17 protein-coding genes are annotated in these 19,728 nt (G+C 29.1%); 3 read left to right on the forward strand and 14 right to left on the reverse strand.

Annotated elements, in window-relative coordinates; genetic code table 11:
- From L3J60_RS11000 to L3J60_RS11010, 3 genes are all read right to left on the reverse strand, one after another.
- The coding region (locus tag L3J60_RS11000; protein WP_291975585.1) for a hypothetical protein at positions 1 to 704 on the reverse strand (704 nt) is incomplete at its 3' end.
- Positions 705 to 715: 11 nt separating this feature from the next.
- Positions 716 to 1,759, reverse strand: a complete 1,044-nt coding sequence (locus tag L3J60_RS11005; protein WP_291975586.1) for an ATP-grasp domain-containing protein — start codon at positions 1,757 to 1,759, stop codon at positions 716 to 718.
- A gap of 2 nt (positions 1,760 to 1,761) precedes the next feature.
- Positions 1,762 to 2,001: a PqqD family protein gene (locus tag L3J60_RS11010; protein ID WP_291975587.1), complete on the reverse strand. Its 240-nt coding sequence runs from the start codon at positions 1,999 to 2,001 to the stop codon at positions 1,762 to 1,764.
- Between the two features lie 278 nt (positions 2,002 to 2,279).
- Here L3J60_RS11010 and L3J60_RS11015 point away from each other — a divergent pair, with 278 nt between their 5' ends.
- Entirely contained in the window at positions 2,280 to 3,509 is a 1,230-nt protein-coding gene (locus L3J60_RS11015; RefSeq protein ID WP_291975588.1) for a glycosyltransferase, read from the forward strand.
- A gap of 1 nt (position 3,510) precedes the next feature.
- On the opposite strand, the gene L3J60_RS11020 is transcribed toward L3J60_RS11015, so the two are convergent.
- From L3J60_RS11020 to L3J60_RS11030, 3 genes are all read right to left on the reverse strand, one after another.
- Positions 3,511 to 3,921 carry a thioesterase family protein gene (locus L3J60_RS11020; protein ID WP_291975589.1) on the reverse strand — a complete coding sequence of 137 codons (411 nt, stop codon included), beginning with the start codon at positions 3,919 to 3,921 and terminating at the stop codon, positions 3,511 to 3,513.
- Positions 3,922 to 4,465: 544 nt separating this feature from the next.
- Complete coding sequence (locus L3J60_RS11025; RefSeq protein WP_291975590.1) at positions 4,466 to 4,960, reverse strand: CAP domain-containing protein; 495 nt, start codon at positions 4,958 to 4,960, stop codon at positions 4,466 to 4,468.
- A gap of 576 nt (positions 4,961 to 5,536) precedes the next feature.
- Positions 5,537 to 5,983: a MarR family transcriptional regulator gene (locus L3J60_RS11030; RefSeq protein WP_291975591.1), complete on the reverse strand. Its 447-nt coding sequence runs from the start codon at positions 5,981 to 5,983 to the stop codon at positions 5,537 to 5,539.
- Between the two features lie 428 nt (positions 5,984 to 6,411).
- On the opposite strand from L3J60_RS11030, the gene L3J60_RS11035 reads away from it, so the two are divergent.
- Positions 6,412 to 6,789, forward strand: a complete 378-nt coding sequence (locus L3J60_RS11035) for a NifB/NifX family molybdenum-iron cluster-binding protein (protein WP_291975592.1) — start codon at positions 6,412 to 6,414, stop codon at positions 6,787 to 6,789.
- 94 nt (positions 6,790 to 6,883) lie between these two features.
- Here L3J60_RS11035 and typA read toward each other — a convergent pair whose 3' ends face one another.
- Together typA and L3J60_RS11045 are read right to left on the reverse strand one after the other, a co-directional pair.
- Complete coding sequence (gene typA / locus L3J60_RS11040; RefSeq protein ID WP_291975593.1) at positions 6,884 to 8,653, reverse strand: translational GTPase TypA; 1,770 nt, start codon at positions 8,651 to 8,653, stop codon at positions 6,884 to 6,886.
- A gap of 303 nt (positions 8,654 to 8,956) precedes the next feature.
- Positions 8,957 to 10,126, reverse strand: coding sequence for a proline dehydrogenase family protein (locus tag L3J60_RS11045; RefSeq protein ID WP_291975594.1), 1,170 nt, complete (start codon positions 10,124 to 10,126; stop codon positions 8,957 to 8,959).
- 86 nt (positions 10,127 to 10,212) lie between these two features.
- On the opposite strand from L3J60_RS11045, the gene aroB reads away from it, so the two are divergent.
- Positions 10,213 to 11,280, forward strand: coding sequence for a 3-dehydroquinate synthase (gene aroB, locus L3J60_RS11050; RefSeq protein ID WP_291975595.1), 1,068 nt, complete (start codon positions 10,213 to 10,215; stop codon positions 11,278 to 11,280).
- Here aroB and bshA read toward each other — a convergent pair.
- The 6 genes from bshA to L3J60_RS11080 all read right to left on the reverse strand — a co-directional run bounded on the left by bshA (position 11,277) and on the right by L3J60_RS11080 (position 19,414).
- Positions 11,277 to 12,410 (reverse strand): N-acetyl-alpha-D-glucosaminyl L-malate synthase BshA, encoded by a 1,134-nt coding sequence (bshA, locus tag L3J60_RS11055; RefSeq protein WP_291975596.1) that lies wholly within the window; start codon positions 12,408 to 12,410, stop codon positions 11,277 to 11,279. The genes aroB and bshA overlap by 4 nt on opposite strands.
- 113 nt (positions 12,411 to 12,523) lie before the next feature.
- Positions 12,524 to 13,369 carry a transketolase gene (locus L3J60_RS11060; RefSeq protein ID WP_291975597.1) on the reverse strand — a complete coding sequence of 282 codons (846 nt, stop codon included), beginning with the start codon at positions 13,367 to 13,369 and terminating at the stop codon, positions 12,524 to 12,526.
- 197 nt (positions 13,370 to 13,566) lie between these two features.
- Positions 13,567 to 14,868 carry a hypothetical protein gene (locus tag L3J60_RS11065; RefSeq protein ID WP_291975598.1) on the reverse strand — a complete coding sequence of 434 codons (1,302 nt, stop codon included), beginning with the start codon at positions 14,866 to 14,868 and terminating at the stop codon, positions 13,567 to 13,569.
- Positions 14,869 to 14,961: 93 nt separating this feature from the next.
- Positions 14,962 to 16,221, reverse strand: a complete 1,260-nt coding sequence (locus tag L3J60_RS11070) for an asparagine synthetase B (RefSeq protein ID WP_291975599.1) — start codon at positions 16,219 to 16,221, stop codon at positions 14,962 to 14,964.
- 18 nt (positions 16,222 to 16,239) lie between these two features.
- The gene (dnaB, locus tag L3J60_RS11075; protein WP_291975600.1) at positions 16,240 to 17,763 is read right to left on the reverse strand and encodes a replicative DNA helicase; all 1,524 of its coding nucleotides are present in this window, start codon (positions 17,761 to 17,763) and stop codon (positions 16,240 to 16,242) included.
- A 592-nt stretch (positions 17,764 to 18,355) separates the two neighbouring features.
- Positions 18,356 to 19,414, reverse strand: coding sequence for an NAD-dependent epimerase/dehydratase family protein (locus L3J60_RS11080; RefSeq protein ID WP_291975601.1), 1,059 nt, complete (start codon positions 19,412 to 19,414; stop codon positions 18,356 to 18,358).
- Positions 19,415 to 19,728: the final 314 nt, after the last annotated feature.

Consider the following 19,728-nt stretch of genomic DNA (forward strand, 5'->3'; position numbering starts at 1 on the left):
GCAGCTAATTTTCCAATGGCGGTAGCGTATGCTTCAGATAAAGTAATGTAGGTACCAATATGAGTATGCAATCCTACCAAATCAATTTTTCCAGTTGACAAAATTCTATTAACAGCATTCCAAGCACTCCCATTTTCATAGTTAAAACCAAAACGATCCCATTGAGGATAAATACCTGTATCCATATTCACTCTAATGGCTACTTGCGGACGCTCTTTTAACTTATCTATTAAGCCAATAATGGTGTACAATTCATCAAAATGATCAATATGAATTAATGATTTGTTATTAATTGCTCTAATTAAATCTTCCTCACTTTTATCTGGGCCATTAAAAATAATTTTATTCCCTGGCACATTGTTATCCAGCACTTTTTCATATTCAAAACCTGAAACTACTTCAGCCCAAGCACCTTCTTCATGAAAAACACGACAAACAGCATCTAAATAATTGGTTTTGTACGACCAAGCAAATTGCACTTTTGGATAACGTGTTGAAAAAGCACGATACGCCATTCTGTACGTTTCTCTAATTGTTTTTTCAGAAAGTATAAATACTGGTGACCCATATTTTTTAATAATGCCATCAATGGATACATTATCTATAGTGCTAATGGGATCTAGCTTTTTAATACTTCCAAATTTATTTGGAATTCCTTCAACTACTTTTCTTAAAATTGGACGTTCGTATATTTTTTTACTCATTTTTTTAAATTTTATAGTTCACCTGACATTATTATTTTTTCAAAATCGGCTATATCACCAATTAAATCCCACGAATAACGTATAAACATTTTACCATATTCGTAGTTATTTACCGGCTTCACTTTTTTACCCATAGCTAGTTGGCATATCATTTCTGGAATATTTTGTCCTGCACCAACAGCTAAATATACCCATGCAGGTATACGTGGATTTATTTCAATCAAATGGTATTCACCATCTTCCGTTTTTATCATTTCTAATTCCATGGCACCACGCCATTTTGTTTCCTTAATGATACGATGCGTTACTTCTAATAAAACTTCATCATTCAATGTTATACCTCCCCAAGCCTTGCCTTTATCAGTAATATATTGTTTACGCATAGCAACCGCTGCAACGGTATTGCCTTCACCATCACCCAATGCAATTACATTTACTTCAGTACCTTGAATTGCCTGTTGTGCTACAACAGGAAGTCCCCATTTTGAAGATAATTTATTGAAATAAAATACTGCCTGATTGTAATTATCAACTTTATATGCCTCATAAAATTTACCTTTAATATAATATGGGTAAGCTATCTCTTTTGGTAAATCAGCCAATTCATTACTCGTTAAAACTGCTTTACTTTTTGGAACTGTTACGTTGTATTTTTTGGCGAATTCGGGTAAATTATCTTTATGTCGCTCTTCAAACTGCTCTAAGGTTGGTAAAAAAGTATGAATACCCATTTTTAGTAACGTATCACTAAATTTTATAAATAAAAACAGTTCTGAATCAAAATTTGGAATAATAATATCTATATCCTCTTTTTCATGAATATATGTTAAGCGTTCTAAATATGTTTCTCTTCCAGTTGAAGGAAATGGCATTAAATAGGTTTTATCTACCAAACCGGGCATATAAATACCTGGTTCTAAGTTTTCATAAGCCAAACCAATAATTCGAACATCCATTCCTGAATCTTTTATTCCGCGTATTACTGGTACACCTGGTCCTGGACTATCAATATTATTAAGACCTGTAATTGCTATGGTTAGTTTCTTTTCATTCATAATTAATCAATCATTTTTTCAACTCTTAAAAAATCAAGGTAATCATATAAATCACGTTCTGCAGTTATAGTATCAACTTCAAATTCTTCTGTGATTGCACTAATTATGGTATCACTTGATTTTCCTTCTTTTAATAAATTAATTATAAATAAACCCATATTGTTTGTCGTGAAAGACTCCCCTGTTGACGGTTTAAAAATGAATCCGTTATCGCTAATTGCTAATGAATTTAATTTGGTCATATTTTGTGTGTTTTTTTTTAAATTTAAATAATCTATTTTCAGATTACAGTTTTATTAGACATAGGATAACATAAAAAGTTTGGTATTATTAAAAAATACTTACGTAACATTAGTTACTTAAACTTACCTAAAAATATATTTATAAAATTAAGTTACTGTTTATGAGATGATTAAACTAAACTAAGGAATAATAGTTTTAAAAATTATTTAATTTACCGAGAAAGTAAAGGTTATAATATATTTTAACTTTTTTTATTTATAAATAGTATTTTTGAAATATGAAAAAAATGCTAATTATTGGTTTGCACTGGCCTGAACCTTCTACTACTGCTGCGGGTATTAGGATACTACAACTTATAGAATTATTCACTAAAAATAATTATAAAATTACGTTTGCTTGTGCTAAACCAATAACTTCTCATTCTTTTAATTTAAAATCCTTAGGAATTAAAACGGAACAAATTGAGTTAAATAATCCTTCTTTTGATAGTTTTATATTGGGCTTACAACCTCATGTTATACTATTTGATCAATTTATAACTGAAGAGCAATTTGGTTGGAGAGTGGCTGAAAGTTGTCCAAATGCAATAAGAATACTTGACACAGAAGATTTACATTTTTTACGTTCTGCTCGTGAACAAGCTGTTAAACAAAATGAAAAAATAAATTTAATTAATGAAGTTACAAAACGTGAAATTGCTAGTATTTACAGATCTGATTTAAGTTTAATCATTTCAAAAAGTGAAATGCAAATTTTACAAAAAGAATTTAAAATTGATGCTAAATTGCTACATTATATTCCCTTTTTACAGTCAAATATTTCAATAAAAAAATTAAAGAGCTATCCTTCATTTAGTGAAAGACACCATTTTATTACTATGGGAAACTTTAGACACAAACCTAATTATGCATCTATTATCTATTTAAAAAATGAAATTTGGCCTTTAGTTCATAAACAATTACCCAAAGCAGAATTGCATGTTTACGGAGCATATGCAAATCAAAATATAAAACAATTACATAATAAAAAAGAGGGTTTTATTATTAATGGCTGGGTAGATGATAAAGAAAAAGCATATACTAATAGTAGAGTTTGTTTGGCTCCTCTTCTATTTGGAGCTGGTTTAAAAGGAAAATTAATAGATTCTATGATTTTTGGCACTCCAAATGTAACAACGTCATTTGGTGCTGAAGGAATGACAAAGAATTATAAATGGAATGGTTTTATAGAAGATAATCTTATAAAATTCTCTGAAAAAGCAATTGAATTATATTCTCACGAAGAAAAATGGACTAAATTTCAATTAAATGGAAAAGAAATTATTAACAATTGTTTTAATAAAGTTAAATTTGAAAAGAAATTAATAATCAAAATTGAGTCAATATTAAAGAATTTAAAGACTCATAGAGAACAAAATTTTATAGGTCAACTTTTACAATATCACACGTTAAAAAGCACAAAATACTTATCAAAATATATTGAAGAAAAGAGTAAAACTATGCAATAAATTAAATTTTATCTTGAAAAAATAAGTCTTTTATTTCTTTTGGAATTCTAATAGGTCGCATTGTTTTTTTGTTTAATAATACCCAGATGGTTTTAGCTTTAACCAGTAATTCATCATTTCGTTTAACATAAACAATCCGTTCAGATTTAACTCCATAATTTTCTTTTATCCAAGTTGTTACAATTAACTCATCATTCAATTTAGCCGATTTTAAATAATCTATTTCATGGCGTAAAACCACCCAAGCATAACTATCTTTAAATTTTTTATTAGTAACAAAATTCCAGTGATTTTCAGCTACCTGTAAAATCCAATTTACATATTGAATATTATTTACGTGATTTAAATCATCAATATGATTTTTTTCAACTTTAATGGGAAATGAATATCTATTTTGCTCCTTATTTTCCATATTTTAATAAAACAATTATTAACTGTTACTGTTATTCTGAAAATTACTAATTTTTTATTTAGATTTCTTTTAAAATTAAATAAAAAAATAATTGTTTATAAATATGTTATCCACTAAATTTACAAAACCTAGTTCAAGAACATACTAGATTTTAAACTTTGAATAAGTTTAAAATTAAATTTTACAGTCGTAATGAATTGAGTATAAAAAATTTTCGTGGGGACGACAGTTTTTTCAATGAGTTGCGGCTGTTTTTTTTTGCAAAAAAAAGAACAGTTGCCATAAACCTTAACATACTATAATTGTGGGAACGACTATTAATTATAAGGTTTTTGCAACTGCTCAATTTTAAAAAAGGGACGACAGTTTTTTCAGTATCACATTGTAATACAGCGATTTATAGGCTTCATGATTTTACCTAATTTATTTTTAAATTTAAAATTTGGTATTAAAGTATTTATATAAATTTTTGGATTTAAATTCTTCTTCGTTTTTTTTGTTTTTGGCAATTCTTCTGTTAAAATCATACTATAGTTTTAAAAATTTATTTTTTAATGAACATTAAAGTGTAATACGCTCTACCTAATTCATTTTTTTCAGTTGATATTCCAAAATGGGTATAGCCTTTATTTTCAATTAAAGCTCTATGAGAATCACTTTTTAACCAGGCACTAACTACTTCTTCCGCAGTTCTGTAACCATAAGCAACATTTTCTCCTACTGATTTTGCGTTAGCGTTATTCATTAAATCTTGCTGACGTTGTTCAAATCCACTGTGATCAACGTTTCCAGTATTTACCATATAATCTGTATGAGTATTGGCTACAGCAGAAACGATATCTAATCTTATTAGAGAAGAATCACCAATTGAATTTCTATAGGTATTAATTTGATCTAAAACTCCATTTTCTAATGGGGAATAGGTTACAGTTTTTAAGGATAATTCATTAGAATAAATTCCATCATCTTCAGGTGAACAAGAAGTTAACATAACACCTAAAATAAAAATTAGGAATAATTTAATTTTAAATAAATTCATGGCTAGTTGGGGTTTTGGGGTTAAACTTTTAAATAAACTTGTAAAATACAGCCGCAATTATATCATTAAATTCACCGTTGTGGGGAAGGCTAATTTTTTGATTGTATTACGGCTGCTAAATACTGCATTCATTGCTTTAACCAATTCTAAACTTAATTTAAAATTAGTATTGTTTAAAATACGAATGCTTAAACGCTTCAAAAGTAATGGGGCTTTACATTTACTTTGAAACTTACTACTACAGAACGTAGCAGCGGAAATAATTATTAATGGACTTAATAATATACTCATGTCTTTGGGGTTTTGACTTTTGTTTAGGGTTGATTAATTATTTTTATTTACTTTTTTGTTTTTTAATAAAGAGGTAGCATCAAGGGTCTTACTAACCATCTTACTTTTTCAAAGCATTTTCGGACTGCTTATTCAAGTATGTGATTCCAGAGAAACTACCTCTAAGGTTGATTTACTTAATTTTCTTACTTTTCATTTAATTCTTACTTTAAATTTAAGTTCAAAATGCAAGTATTTATGGGGTTATTTAAATAGTTGCATTAAGAACTTGGGTTTGGGGTTGATTTATTTATTCCTAATTTTATTCAATAATGTATTGAGAGTTTTTAATTCTTTTATATTTAAATTTGATACTGTACTTATTTCAAATACGCTTTGGGGGGTATCAATTTCTGCTAATAAATTTAAACCATCATCTGTAATTCTAATAGTTACTTTCCTCCTATTTTCTTCATTTTGAATTCTAGATATTAATCCTTTTAATCTTAGCTTCTCAACTAATCGTGTTGTGTTACTATTTTTACTTACCATCCCGGCTTGCAATGTCAAAAGGTCTGTTGGTTCACCATTTAAATCTCTCAAAGAACGTAAAACTTGATATTGTTGAATTGATAAAGCATATTGTTTTAGATGTTCTGAAAATTTTTCATTCATCCAATTACCTGTAATTAATATATTATTAATTGTATGATCAGGTAGGTTTAACTCATCCTTTTTATCATTTTTATTCAACTTCGGGGGGACAACAATTATCTATACTACTATTGTATAGACATCAAATGTATATACAAATAACTTATTAACCAAATCTTTTTGTTAAAAACTCATTATTTTTTATAAAATATTCACTTTTAGTTATAAATAATTGAATAATTAATACCTCAAATAAAATTAATGATTACATATTCAATACTCTGTATATCAAATTATTACATATTTTAATATCTAATTTTATTATCCTTTTCTAATTAAATTAAATAAATCTAAATTTTTATAAATATATTTTTGTTTTATTTGAAAATTGTTAATAACTCTAATTTTAATTTACTTTTTATTCATCATATCCATTATTTTAAATGCAATATTTATTACTTAATCTAGTAACAATGGTTGCAATTTACCCCATACCTATCCATTAATTTTGTTTAAAATTTAAAAATATGAAGACTTTAGTTGCAATAACAGCTCAAAATAGAAAAACAATATTTGAACATGCTGGTAAGTGTAGAAATTTTTTAATATACACTATTGAAAATGATATAATAACAAATAAAAAATTATTAGAATTAACCCAAGAAGAAACTTTACATAATGTATTACATGAACCTAATAGTAGTTCTGTTTTATTTGATATAGATATTTTATTAACTAGAGGAATTGGAGATGGAGCTATTCAAAAATTAACTACTCGTAATGTTGCTTGCTATAAAGTTGAAGAAACAGATCCTGATATTGCTATAGATAAATTAATAAAAGGTACTTTAGAAGCTGTTTCACCTATATCTCATGAAACTTCTGGTTGTAATTGCAATCATTGAACACAACCACAATAATCACTCACAAAATCATCATTGCCATTAAAAATGGTTATTAAAATTAAAAAGGCTTTGCAATTGCAAAGCCTTTTTAATTTTACCTAAAAGAAATTTTCCGCATCCGTAAACTTTTCGGAGTTACTTCTAAATATTCATCTTCCTTTATGTATTCCATACATTCTTCTAATGAAAAATCAACTTTTGGAGCTATTTTAACGCTTTCATCTGTACCAGACTTTCTTACATTTGTTAATTTTTTTCCTTTTGTTAAATTAACTCCCATATCATCTTGTTTATTGTTTTCACCAACAACTTGACCTTTATAGGTTTCTTGATTTGGATCAATAAAAAACCTACCTCTATCTTGTAGTTTATTAATTGCATAAGGTGTAGACTTTCCCGTTTCAGCAGAAATTATAGCTCCATTATTAGAAGTTGAAATTACTCCTTTATATTTATCAAATCCTCTTAAACGATGATTAATAATAGCTTCACCTTGAGTAGCTGTTAATACTTTACTACGTAAACCAATTAATCCTCTTGAAGGAATATCAAACTCTAAATGTTGCATATCTCCTTTAGGTTCCATAATTAATAAATCACCTTTTCTAAGATTTACTAAATTGATGGCTTTACTTGCCAATTCTTCTGGAACATCAATTACCAAAGTTTCATAGGGTTCCGATTTAACACCATCAATATTTTTAAGAATTACTTGAGGTCTGCCTACCTGCATTTCATAGCCTTCTCTACGCATAGTTTCAATTAAAACAGATAAATGTAATATTCCACGACCAAAAACCGTAAACTTATCTTCAGAATCTGTATCTTCTACTCTAAGTGCTAAATTTTTCTCTGTTTCCTTATATAAACGGTCACGTAAATGACGAGAAGTTACATATTTTCCTTCTTTACCATAAAAAGGTGAATTATTAATAGTAAACAACATACTCATAGTAGGTTCATCTACTTTTAACCGTACAAGTGCTTCCGGATTTTCTAAATCTGCAATAGTATCGCCAATCTCAAATCCTTCAATACCAGTAATTGCACAAATATCACCACTTCGTACTTTAGATACTTTATTTTTACCTAAACCTTCAAAAGTGTGTAATTCTTTAATTCGTACTTTTTTAAAGCTGCCATCAGCTTTGCACAACATATAATCTTTTCCTTCTTCTAAATCACCTCTAAAAACACGTCCAATTGCAATACGCCCAACAAAAGATGTAAAATCTAGTGATGTAATTTGCATTTGTGGTGTGCCTTTACGGTAAGGAGCTTCAGGAATATACTTTAAAATAGAATCTAATAAAGGTGTAATATTATCTGTTTGATCTTTCCAATCATAATTCATCCAGCCTTGTTTTGCTGAACCATAAACAGTAGCAAATTCTAACTGTTCTTCCGAAGCATCTAAAGCAAACATCAAATCAAACACCTTTTCATGTACAATATCAGGAGTGCAATTAGGTTTATCTACTTTATTTACTACAACTATAGGTATTAACCCTAGTTCTAACGCTTTTCCAAGAACAAATCTGGTTTGAGGCATTGGTCCTTCAAATGCATCAACTAATAACAAAACACCATCTGCCATTTTTAATACTCGTTCTACTTCTCCGCCAAAATCTGCGTGACCAGGAGTATCTATAATATTAATTTTAACATCTTTATAGGTAATAGATACATTTTTAGAAAGAATAGTAATTCCTCGTTCACGCTCTAAATCATTACTATCAAGCAATAATTCTGTATGATGTTTTCGTTCATCTAAAATGTGAGCCTGATCAATAATTTTATCAACCAAAGTAGTTTTACCGTGGTCAACGTGTGCAATAATTGCTATGTTTCTAATGGATTTCATGTTCTGATTTTTAAGAGGTTGCAAAAGTAGTGGTTTTATTTGGTTTATTTTGATAAAGACCTAAAGAATATTAATTAAAAAAATTATAGTAAATTTGATTTAAAACTTAGTCTTATGAACAATGTATTTAACAGTATTGCATTATTTAATTGGAATTGGGGTATAATTGCCTCTGCTTTTATGTTCCTAGTATTTTTGGGTATAATTATAGTTGTAATAAAATTAATTAGCCCAAAGAAAGAAAAGTAATCAAAAAAAAAGAGCTGAAAACTCAGCTCTTTTTTATTATACAAATAAATAAGGTTATTTAATTTTTCTTCTTGCTCTTTCTGCTTTTAATAGTTCCAATTCTCTATTAGTTTGTCCTGCAACAGATGTATTTTCTTCAGCACGTCTAATTAAGTAAGGCATAACATCTTTAACGGGTCCAAATGGTAAATATTTTGCAACATTGTAACCTAATTTAGATAAGTTATAACTTATATGATCACTCATTCCATATAATTGACCAAACCAAATTCTACTATCATTTTTAGCTAATTTATATTTATCTATTAAATCTATTAATAAATAAGCACTTTCCTCATTGTGAGTTCCTTCAAAAACAGCCATTTCATTAATGTTTTCAATCATATAAGTCAAAACATCATTATACATTTTATCTGTAGCCGCTTTATTTTCACAAATAGGATCTTTATAACTTAATTTTTCAGCACGCTCACGTTCTTTTTCCATGTAAGCACCTCTAACTAATTTCATTCCTATTTGAAAACCATCTTTTTTGGCACGTTTATGTAATTCTTTTAAATAATCTAGTCTATCCCAACGATATAATTGCAAGGTTCCAAACACAATCACTTTTTTGGTATTGTATTTTCGCATCATGTTTTCAATTAAATCATCAGCAGCAGTTTGCATCCAAGTTTCTTCAGCATCAATTAATAAAGGTATGTCTGCATCAAAAGCAGCTTTACTAACGGTATCATATCTTTCAATAATTCGTTTCCATTCTAATTCTTCATGAATTTCTAAAGTTTTTCCTTCTGTAATTTTTTGATACAAATCAAAACGACCAAAACCAGTAGGTTTAAAAACGGCAAATGGTAAACTATCTTTTTCTTCACCAAATTTAATAGTATTTAAAGTTTTTTGCATTGCAAAATCAAACTGAACTTCATCCTCTTTTCCTTCTGCTGAATAATCTAATACAGCATGTACATTTTTGGTGTACATTTTATCAATTACGGACATACAATCTTCTTCGGTTACACCTCCACAAAAATGGTCAAATACTGTTGAACGAATTAATCCTTCTACGGGAAGATGAGTTTTAAGTGCAAATTTGGTTAATGCTGTACCAATTTTTACTAATGGCTCTCTTTTTATCATTTCAAATAGATAAAAAGCTCTATCTAACTCTGAATCAGACTTTAGAGCGAATGCTGTTTCGGTATTATTAAATAAATCTTTCATGTTGTAATATCTTTTTTGCAAAGTTACTTACATGGGATTTAATATTTTATGATTTTTATCGTTATTTTGCAAAAAAATAATAAAAAATGGTCTCTATTTTATCAAATAATTATTATGTGCATTTTTCAAATGAAGGATATGTAAAATTCGAAGAATTTATTGGGAAATTTAAACCCTCAAAATGTTTTATTTTAGTGGATGAAAATACACGTAATTATTGTTTAACTAATTTTGTTTCTAAACTTTCAAAACAACTTACACTTGAAGTTTTAGAGATTAAATCCGGAGAATTAAACAAAAATTTAGAAACTTGTAATTTTCTATGGGAAAAATTAACGAGTGGAGGTGCTGATAGAAGAAGCTTACTAATAAATTTAGGAGGTGGAGTAATTACAGATATGGGTGGATTTGTAGCTTCTACTTTTAAAAGAGGGATTTCGTTCATAAATATACCAACAACTTTGTTAAGCATGGTAGATGCTTCTGTTGGTGGAAAAACTGGTGTAGATTTAGGGGTTTTAAAAAATCAAATTGGGCTATTTTCAAACCCAGAAATGGTGCTAATTGATACTAATTATTTAGAAACCTTACCACCTAGAGAATTACTATCTGGTTTAGCGGAAATTATAAAATATGGACTAACTTATGATATTGAATTATGGCATAAGATAAAAGTAATTAAGTTTTTAACTGTCAGCAATATAATTCCTTTAATTTACCGGTCAATTGAAATTAAAAATGAAGTGGTTACTAAAGATCCTAGAGAAAACGGGGTACGAAAAATACTAAACTTTGGACATACTTTAGGTCACGCTGTTGAGTCTTATTTTTTAGAATCTCCAGAAAAAGAAGCATTAACTCATGGTGAAGCAATTGCTGTTGGTATGATTATGGAATTGTATTTGTCAAACAAGCTATTTGATTTTCCTTTAAATTTAATGAATGATGTTAAACAAAATATAAAATCTTTATTTGGTAATGTAGAAATTTCTTCTTCTGATTTTAATCAAATTATGGAGTTACTAATCCACGACAAAAAAAATATTAATGGAAACGTTAATTTTGTGCTTTTAAGTGCTTTTGAAGAATGTAAGTTAAATTGTAAAGTTGAAAAATCGCTTTTAATAGAAGCTTTTGAGTATTATATGAGTTAACAACAATCCTCTAAAACTTCCTTATATACTTTTAAATAATCAGGTAAAATTTGATTTAGGCTGAATTTTTTTGCTTGTTCAAAAGCATTTTGTTTAAATTGTTTCAAAGTTTTTAAATCCTTTAAAATACTTACTGCATTTTCAGCCATTTCATCCGTATTACCAACATTACTTAAAAAACCAGTTACACCCTGTACATTAACTTCCGGCAAACCACCAGAATTTGAAGAAATCACTGGGGTTTTAGCTGCCATAGCTTCTAATGCTACTAACCCAAAGCTTTCCGTTTTCGAAGGCAATAGAAATAAATCAGAATAGCAAAGTAACTTGTTTACTTCCGTACTGTTTCCTAAAAATAAAACTTGGTTTTCAATTTTCAGTTCTTTTACTAGTTGCCCCATTTTTTCTCTATCAGGACCTTCTCCAACAATCAATAATTTAGCAGGAATTTCTTGTTGTATTTTATTAAAAATAGCGATAACATCCATAGTTCTTTTTACAGGACGCAAATTACTAATATGAATAATGATTCTTTCATTCTCTTTAGCAATTGCATTTCTTTGACATTCAGGAGCGTCAATATCAGGATATTTCTTAAAATCTATAAAATTATAAATTACATGGATTGGTTTTCGAATAGAAAATAATCGTAAAGTATCTTGTTTTAAACTTTCAGATACCGTGGTAACTACATCAGAATTATTGATGCTAAATTCAACTGCTGCTTTATAGTTGGGATGACTTCCAACCAAGGTAATATCGGTTCCGTGCAATGTAGTTACTACTTTAATTTGAATTCCTTTTTCTAGTAACATTTGTTTTGCCATATAGGCTGCATAAGCATGTGGAATAGCATAATGTACGTGTAAAATTTCCAATCCGTGTTTTTCTACTTCTTCTACTATTCTTGTAGAAAGTGCCAATTCATAAGGCTGAAAATGAAATAATGGATATTCTTCAACAAATACTTCATGAAAATGAATTTTATTAGAAATAAAATCTAATCGTACGGGTTGTTTATAAGTTATAAAGTGGACTTCATGACCTTTTTCAGCCAAAGCCATTCCTAATTCAGTAGCTACTACTCCACTTCCTCCAAAAGTTGGATAACAAACTATGCCTATTTTCATTTAAAATATTTTTTTGAACAGACGTAAATATAAATGTATTATTACAATAATTCAATTAGAAATCCCTAATTCTATCACAAAAAAAATCCTGCGAAATATGCAGGATTTATATTTTAATAATCTCCTAAAGTTTCAGGATTTTGTTTTAAAGCTTCTTGTAACTGAGTATCACTTGGGGGTTTTCCGTGCCAAGCGTGGGTATGCATCATAAAATCAACACCATTTCCCATTTCAGTATATAACAATATGCAAACTGGTTTTCCTTTTCCTGTTTTAGATTTTGCTTCATCTAAACCTTCAATTATTGCTTCAATATCATTTCCTTTTTTAACTTCTAAAACAGTCCATCCAAAGGCTTCAAATTTAGCTTTTAAATTTCCCAGAGGCATTACTTTATCTGTAGGTCCATCAATTTGTTTATGATTATAATCAATGGTTGCAATGTAATTATCTACATTTTTACCTGCGGCGTACATAATGGCTTCCCAATTTTGTCCTTCATCTAATTCTCCATCACCATGTAAGGAATATACCAAACGAGTATCGCCATTTAATTTTTTTGCTTGTGCAGCTCCAATAGAAACACTCATTCCTTGTCCTAATGAACCCGATGCAATTCTAATTCCTGGCAAACCTTCGTGAGTAGTTGGATGACCTTGTAAACGTGTTCCTAACTTTCTAAAAGTTGCTAATTCTTTTACAGGGAAAAAACCACTTCGTGCTAAAACACTATAATAAAGTGGAGATATATGTCCGTTAGATAAAAAGAATAAATCTTCATTTTTACCATTCATAGTAAAATCTGTAGAGTATTTTAATTCTTTTTGATATAAAACAGTCAAAAATTCAGCACATCCTAATGAACCTCCTGGATGACCAGACTGAACTGCATGCACCATACGTACTATATCTCTACGAACTTGCTGCGTAAAATCTTTTAATTGTTGAGTTGTTGGCATTTAATTATTTTTTTAATTGTTTTTTGGGTTTAATTCCCCGACGCTCTGCGTCGAAATAAAAAAGGAATTTCCTATTTGATACCTCGTATGCTTGCGTCGAGGTAGTTCATTGAAGCAAAAATACTGTTTTAAAATTGTGTTACAATTTTAAAACAGTATTTTTTATTAAATCTATTTAAAAAATTTAAAGGATCTAGTTAATTCTTTTTACTCATTTTAAAAATCCAAACTCCAGAAGTTGACCCCACAACTAAATTATCATTTTTTCTCAAGGTACTATTAACAGATTCGCCTGGGAGTTCAACTTTATATTCATAGGATAATTTTAATTTTTTATTGCTATAAGGTAAAATTAATATTCCTCCAGCTCCAGCTGCGGCATAAACCACTCTTTTATAGTATGAAAATGAATTTACAACTTCATCTGGATTATTAGGGTCTAGTATTTCATCTTTTACCTGTTGAACTAAACTAGCATTTTCAATTCCATTTGTTTCTTGCAATTTAAAAACCCCTATGCCTTCTTGTTCTAAACTAACAATTAAAACATTGCTTTTTGGAGCCATTATTGAATGTTTAGCTTCAACATTTAAGTTCCAATTGCCAAGACTTACTTCATATTTAAAAGATAAATCAGATGTTTTACTGTTAATGTCATAATAAAAAGCTTTTAACTCTTTAGAATTATTATTATATGCAACGGCTATAAATACATTATTACCATTTTGTTTTGTAACAGAAGTATCGAAAATAAATAAACCTGACATTACGTTTGATTGATCTAAAAATACTTTTTTTTCTTTTTTATTATAAATAAAAATAGTTCCATCATTTCCTCCTCCTGAACCAATTATGGTTCCATATAAATCTTTGATACTATTTAGTTTATTGCCAAATCTTTCTGTAAAACTAAAAAGTTTTTTTAAATTAAAATCTTTAGGTTTCTTAGTTTGACCTTTTAATGAATAATATTCGAAAAATGAAGATGAATTTGCATTTGGAAACAAATCAACATTTAATCCTCCTCCAAACATCAAACGTGTTCTAGAATCAAAATCAACAGCGTCAATATCTTTATCAGGAATTAATAATGTACCTTCTAAAGTAACATTTTTATTTTTAGGAATATCAATAATATCTATGGCTCCCCCATAAGGTTCTCCAACAATACTATAAGAAACAGCAACTCTATTAGATCTTACGGCAACATGATTTGCATTTAATAATACTTCTCTTCCATTATAATTTACAATTAATGGGTTTAATTTTGCTTTTAACACTAAATCTATAGTGTCTGCTACTATTTTTGAAGATTTTGAATACGTGCTTTTAATAATGTTAACATTAGAATCAAATAATTCTAATCTACTCGCATCTTTAGTAATTTCAATATTGCAATCTGTACAATTTGAATTAGCTTCATCAACAATGTTTATTGGATCTTTTTGACAGGAAATAGTCAATAGTAAAGCTAAAAAAACAGGGGTTACTTTTTTCAAAACTTATTGGTTTAGGGTTAAAAAAATGTATCTTTTTTAAAATTTACATAACAAATATAAAAAAAAACAGTAACTAAGCAATAAAAAATCCAATTAAGTTTTTTGTTTTTTCTTTTTCGCTGCTGGAAACAATACATTATTTAATATTAAACGGTAACCCGGTGAATTAGGATGCAAATCAAGTTCCGTTTTTAAATCCCCAACTCTATGTTGGTAATCTTCTGGATCGTGTCCTCCATAAAATGTAAACATTCCTTTTCCTAATTCACCATGAATATAGCGTGCTTCACCATTATTCATATTTTTCCCCATAATTAATACATTTGGTTTTACAGTAGTTTTATCAAAAGCTGTGGTTTGCCCCATAAACCCTTTAATATATTGCGTGTGGTTTTGACATAACATAGTAGGAATTGGATCCCATTTTGCAGAATATTCTTGTAAAGTAAAATAATCAGAAGTTCGTTTTATTTTTCTTTTATTAGTCATATCAATAGAAGAAAATTCATAGACTAACGGATTTCTTTCTAGTTTAAAATTCTGAAAAGCCAACGTTTTTGTAAAATCTAATTTACCGTGATAATTTAATGCTGAAGGATCACCATCAAACATAGATTCACAAATATCTGTATTTTGAGCTGCTAAGGCAATATCAAAACTATCGGTTGCTGAACACATTGCAAACATAAATCCGCCTCCAATTACAAAATCTTTTATTTTTTTTGCTACTGCTAATTTTTCTTTGGATACTTTTTTATATCCAAGTTGTTTGGCTAATGCTTCTGCATTTTGTTTTTGCTCAATATACCAAGGAGCATTTCTATAAGCTCCATAAAATTTCCCATATTGACCTGTAAAATCTTCATGATGTAAATGTAGCCATTCATATTCTAATAATTTATCATTTAAAACATCTTCATCATAAATTACATCAAAAGGAATTTCGGCATACGTTAAAACCATGGTTACAGCATCATCCCAAGGCATTTTGTTTTTTGGAGAATACACCGCAATTTTTGGTGCTTTTTCTAAAACAACGGCATCTGTATTTTTTGAAGGACTACTTATTTCTTCTAATATTTTTGTTGTTTCAATATCTGATATTACTTCAAAAGTTACCCCTCTAATAACACATTCATTTCTGGTTGCTTTGGTGTCTTCTAATAAGAAAGAACCTCCTTCATAATTTAATAACCATTTTGCTTTATGTCCGTGTTGAATAGACCAATACACAATTCCGTATGCTTTTAAATGATTGGTTTGTGTAACCGCATCCATTGGAATTAAAATAAACGATGCAAAAATGCTATTGGACGTAATTAAGAAAAAAAATAAAACAATTGTTTTAAGCATTAAAAAGTGAAATTATAATTAGAATGGGAAATCTTCGTCATCATCTTCTGATTTTACCTTACCAAAAGCTTCATTGGCTGTTGGTTGACTTGAAGTAGGAATAGCATTCATTTTTGACTGAAATTCAAAACCATTATCTTCATCTAAATTACTAAACTGAGCTAAATGACCAATAAATTTTAGTCTAATATTATCTAAACCTCCATTTCTATGTTTTGCCACAATAAATTCAGCTTGCCCTTCACAAGGTGTTCGTTCATCATCATCCCAGTCTGTATTTCCGTAATATTCAGGTCGGTATATAAAAGATACAATATCGGCATCTTGCTCAATAGCTCCTGATTCACGTAAATCGGATAATAATGGTCGTTTACTTCCTCCTCTAGTTTCTACTGCACGCGAAAGTTGTGATAAAGCAATTACAGGAATTTCTAGTTCTTTAGCCAAAGCTTTTAAATTTCTTGAAATCATTGATATTTCTTGCTCTCTGTTTCCACCACCTTTTTGAGAAGTACCGGCAGTCATTAATTGCAAATAATCAATAATTAATAATTTAATGCCGTGTTGTGACACTAATCTTCTGGCTTTTGCTCGTAAATCAAAAATGGATAACGATGGCGTATCATCAATAAAAATCGGTGCTTTTGATAGGTTTTTAACTTTAACATTTAATTGTTCCCATTCGTGTGGTTCTAAATTTCCTTTTCTTAATTTACCCGATGAAATTCCGGTTTCGCTAGATATCATTCTAGTAATTAATTGAATAGAAGACATTTCCAAAGAAAATATAGCAACAGGAATTTCAAAATCGATTGCCATATTTTTTGCCATAGACATTACAAAAGCGGTTTTACCCATACCTGGCCTTGCTGCAATAATTACTAAATCGGATGGTTGCCAACCCGAAGTTAACTCATCTAAACGAGTGAAACCAGTAGCAACGCCACTCATACCAGATTGATTGGATATTTCCTGGATTTTATCTATTGCCTGTTTAACCAAACCTTCAGCTGCTTCTGAACTCTTTTTTAAATTTCCTTGAGTAACTTCAAATAATTTAGATTCTGCATCATCTAATAAATCGAAAACGTCAATGGTTTCATCATAAGCTTCTTCTATAATTTCAGAAGAAATTGAAATTAATTTACGCTGAATATATTTTTGAAGAATAATACGAGCGTGAAATTCAATATGTGCAGAAGAAGATACTTTTTGCGTTAAATTTATCAAATAAAAATCGCCACCAACCAAATCTAAATTACCCGTTTGCCTAAGCTGATTTGAAACCGTTCTTAAATCAATAGGTTCGGTATTTTGAAATAAGGTATAAATTGCATCATAAATTAATTGATGAGATTCTTTGTAAAAAACTTCGGAATGTAAAATATCAATAACATCATCCACCCCTTTTTTATCAATCATCATTCCACCTAAAACGGCTTCTTCTAAATCAACTGCTTGTGGTGGTAATTTACCTTTTTCAAGGTTTATTACTACATTTTTTTTAATTTTTTTAGAAGAAATTGGTTGAATGTTTTTCACAAAAAATAGTTTACTGATTTATAATTCAAATATTTATAAGAAATAATGGTTGTAATTTCCTATTGGTTAAAAATAAGAAAATAAAATTAGGATTTAAACAACAATTTTTAAATTTCTTAGACTTTTTAAACTTAAGCAAATGTAATTTTTAATCTTTTAAAAACCGTATTAAAATTATTATTTTGTACACATATTTTGTTTACAACTCGCTTTTTTGTTAATAACTAAACCCGTTGTGCATTTTGAGAAAATTTCGTCAATTCGAGTGAAACGCAGTGAAGTGAAGCAATCTGGTTGTTGAGTGTAAGACTGCCACGTCGTGAAATACTCCTCGCAGTGACGGAATGAAATAAATTAACAGATTCCACAACCAGTGCGGAATGACAATCTATTTTGTCATGCTGGACATGTCTGCCGACAGGCAGGCTTGTTTCAGCATCTCATCATCCGGTTTTAAAACATAAGATTCCACATCGCTGTGCGGAATCTTATGTTTTCTATTGTCTATCATTGCGAAGTTTTTGGTAAAAAACTGTGGCAATCTGTTTTTTTTCATGAGATAGCTTCACTTTGTTCGCTATGACGTTCTTATTTACTTTTTATTATTCAACTCCAAATACTTATCAACAAAGGCTTTTATACCTTCTTCAATGGTTGTTTGTGGTTTAAAACCAATATAATTGAATAAACTTTCCACATTGGCATAGGTAGATTGTACATCTCCTGGTTGCATAGGTTTAAATACTATTTTTCCTTTTTTACCCAATGCTTTTTCCACTGCGTGAACGTAATCCATTAAAGCTACAGGACTATTATTTCCAATATTAAAAATTTGGTATGCTTTGGAACTTTTAGAAGGAACTGGTTTTTTAGCATTAAATTCAGGATTATTTTCTTTTGGAGGAAGAGGAAGTAACCGTTTTACACTTTCAACAATATCACCAACATAGGTAAAATCACGACTCATATTTCCATTATTAAACACTTCAAAAGGTTTATCTTCAACCATTGCTTTGGTAAAAATATGCAAGGCCATATCTGGTCTTCCCCAAGGTCCGTAAACCGTAAAAAAACGTAATCCAGTACACGGAATATTGTATAAATTAGCATACGAATGTGCCATCATTTCATTTGCTTTTTTACTCGCTGCATACATTGCTAACGGGTGATCGGTACAATTATCTTCTTGAAACGGAATATCTTCACTTAAACCATATACCGAACTTGAAGATGCAAAAACTAAATGTTCTACAGGATAAGCTCTACAACTTTCTAAAATATTTAAAAATCCTGTGATATTACTATCAACATATGAATGTGGATTCTCTAATGAATACCTTACTCCTGCTTGTGCAGCCAAATTAACCACATAATTAAAATGCTGATTTTCAAATAATTGCTTTACATTTTTTAAATCTGTTAAATCTAATTTTATAAAAGCAATATTTTTATTTTGTAGTAATTTATTATATTCAATTTTATCAGTATTAAAACCTAAATCTTGTAAACGTGCTAATTTTAAACTTGGATCATAATAATCATTAATATTATCTAAACCTACAACTTCAAAATTCGATTTCACTAATAATTTTGCTAGGTGATGACCAATAAAACCCGCCATTCCTGTAATAAGTACTTTCTTTTTATTCATATTTTAAATATTCTATTTTACTTTATCAAGCTGAGCATGACGTTTTCTATAGTCTGTCATTGCAAAGCTTTTGGCAAAAAACTGTGGCAATCTGTTTCTCAAGAACCGATTACTTCAGTCATCCTTCCTTCGTAATGACGTTTTAATTTCCGCCATGTTCAACCTGTCTGCCGTCCTTTAGATTTGCAAAGTAAAGATTTTCTTATTTATTAAGTATTTTTACTTTACAAAAAAAGAATGGGGTGAACTTAGCCTGCCGCTAGATTTTAGGTCTATTGCCTGTATTAGTCCCCATTCTTAATTAACCGATTACA

Origin of the sequence: Lutibacter sp. (genome assembly GCF_021647475.1) — a bacterium.
Taxonomy (GTDB): domain Bacteria; phylum Bacteroidota; class Bacteroidia; order Flavobacteriales; family Flavobacteriaceae; genus Lutibacter.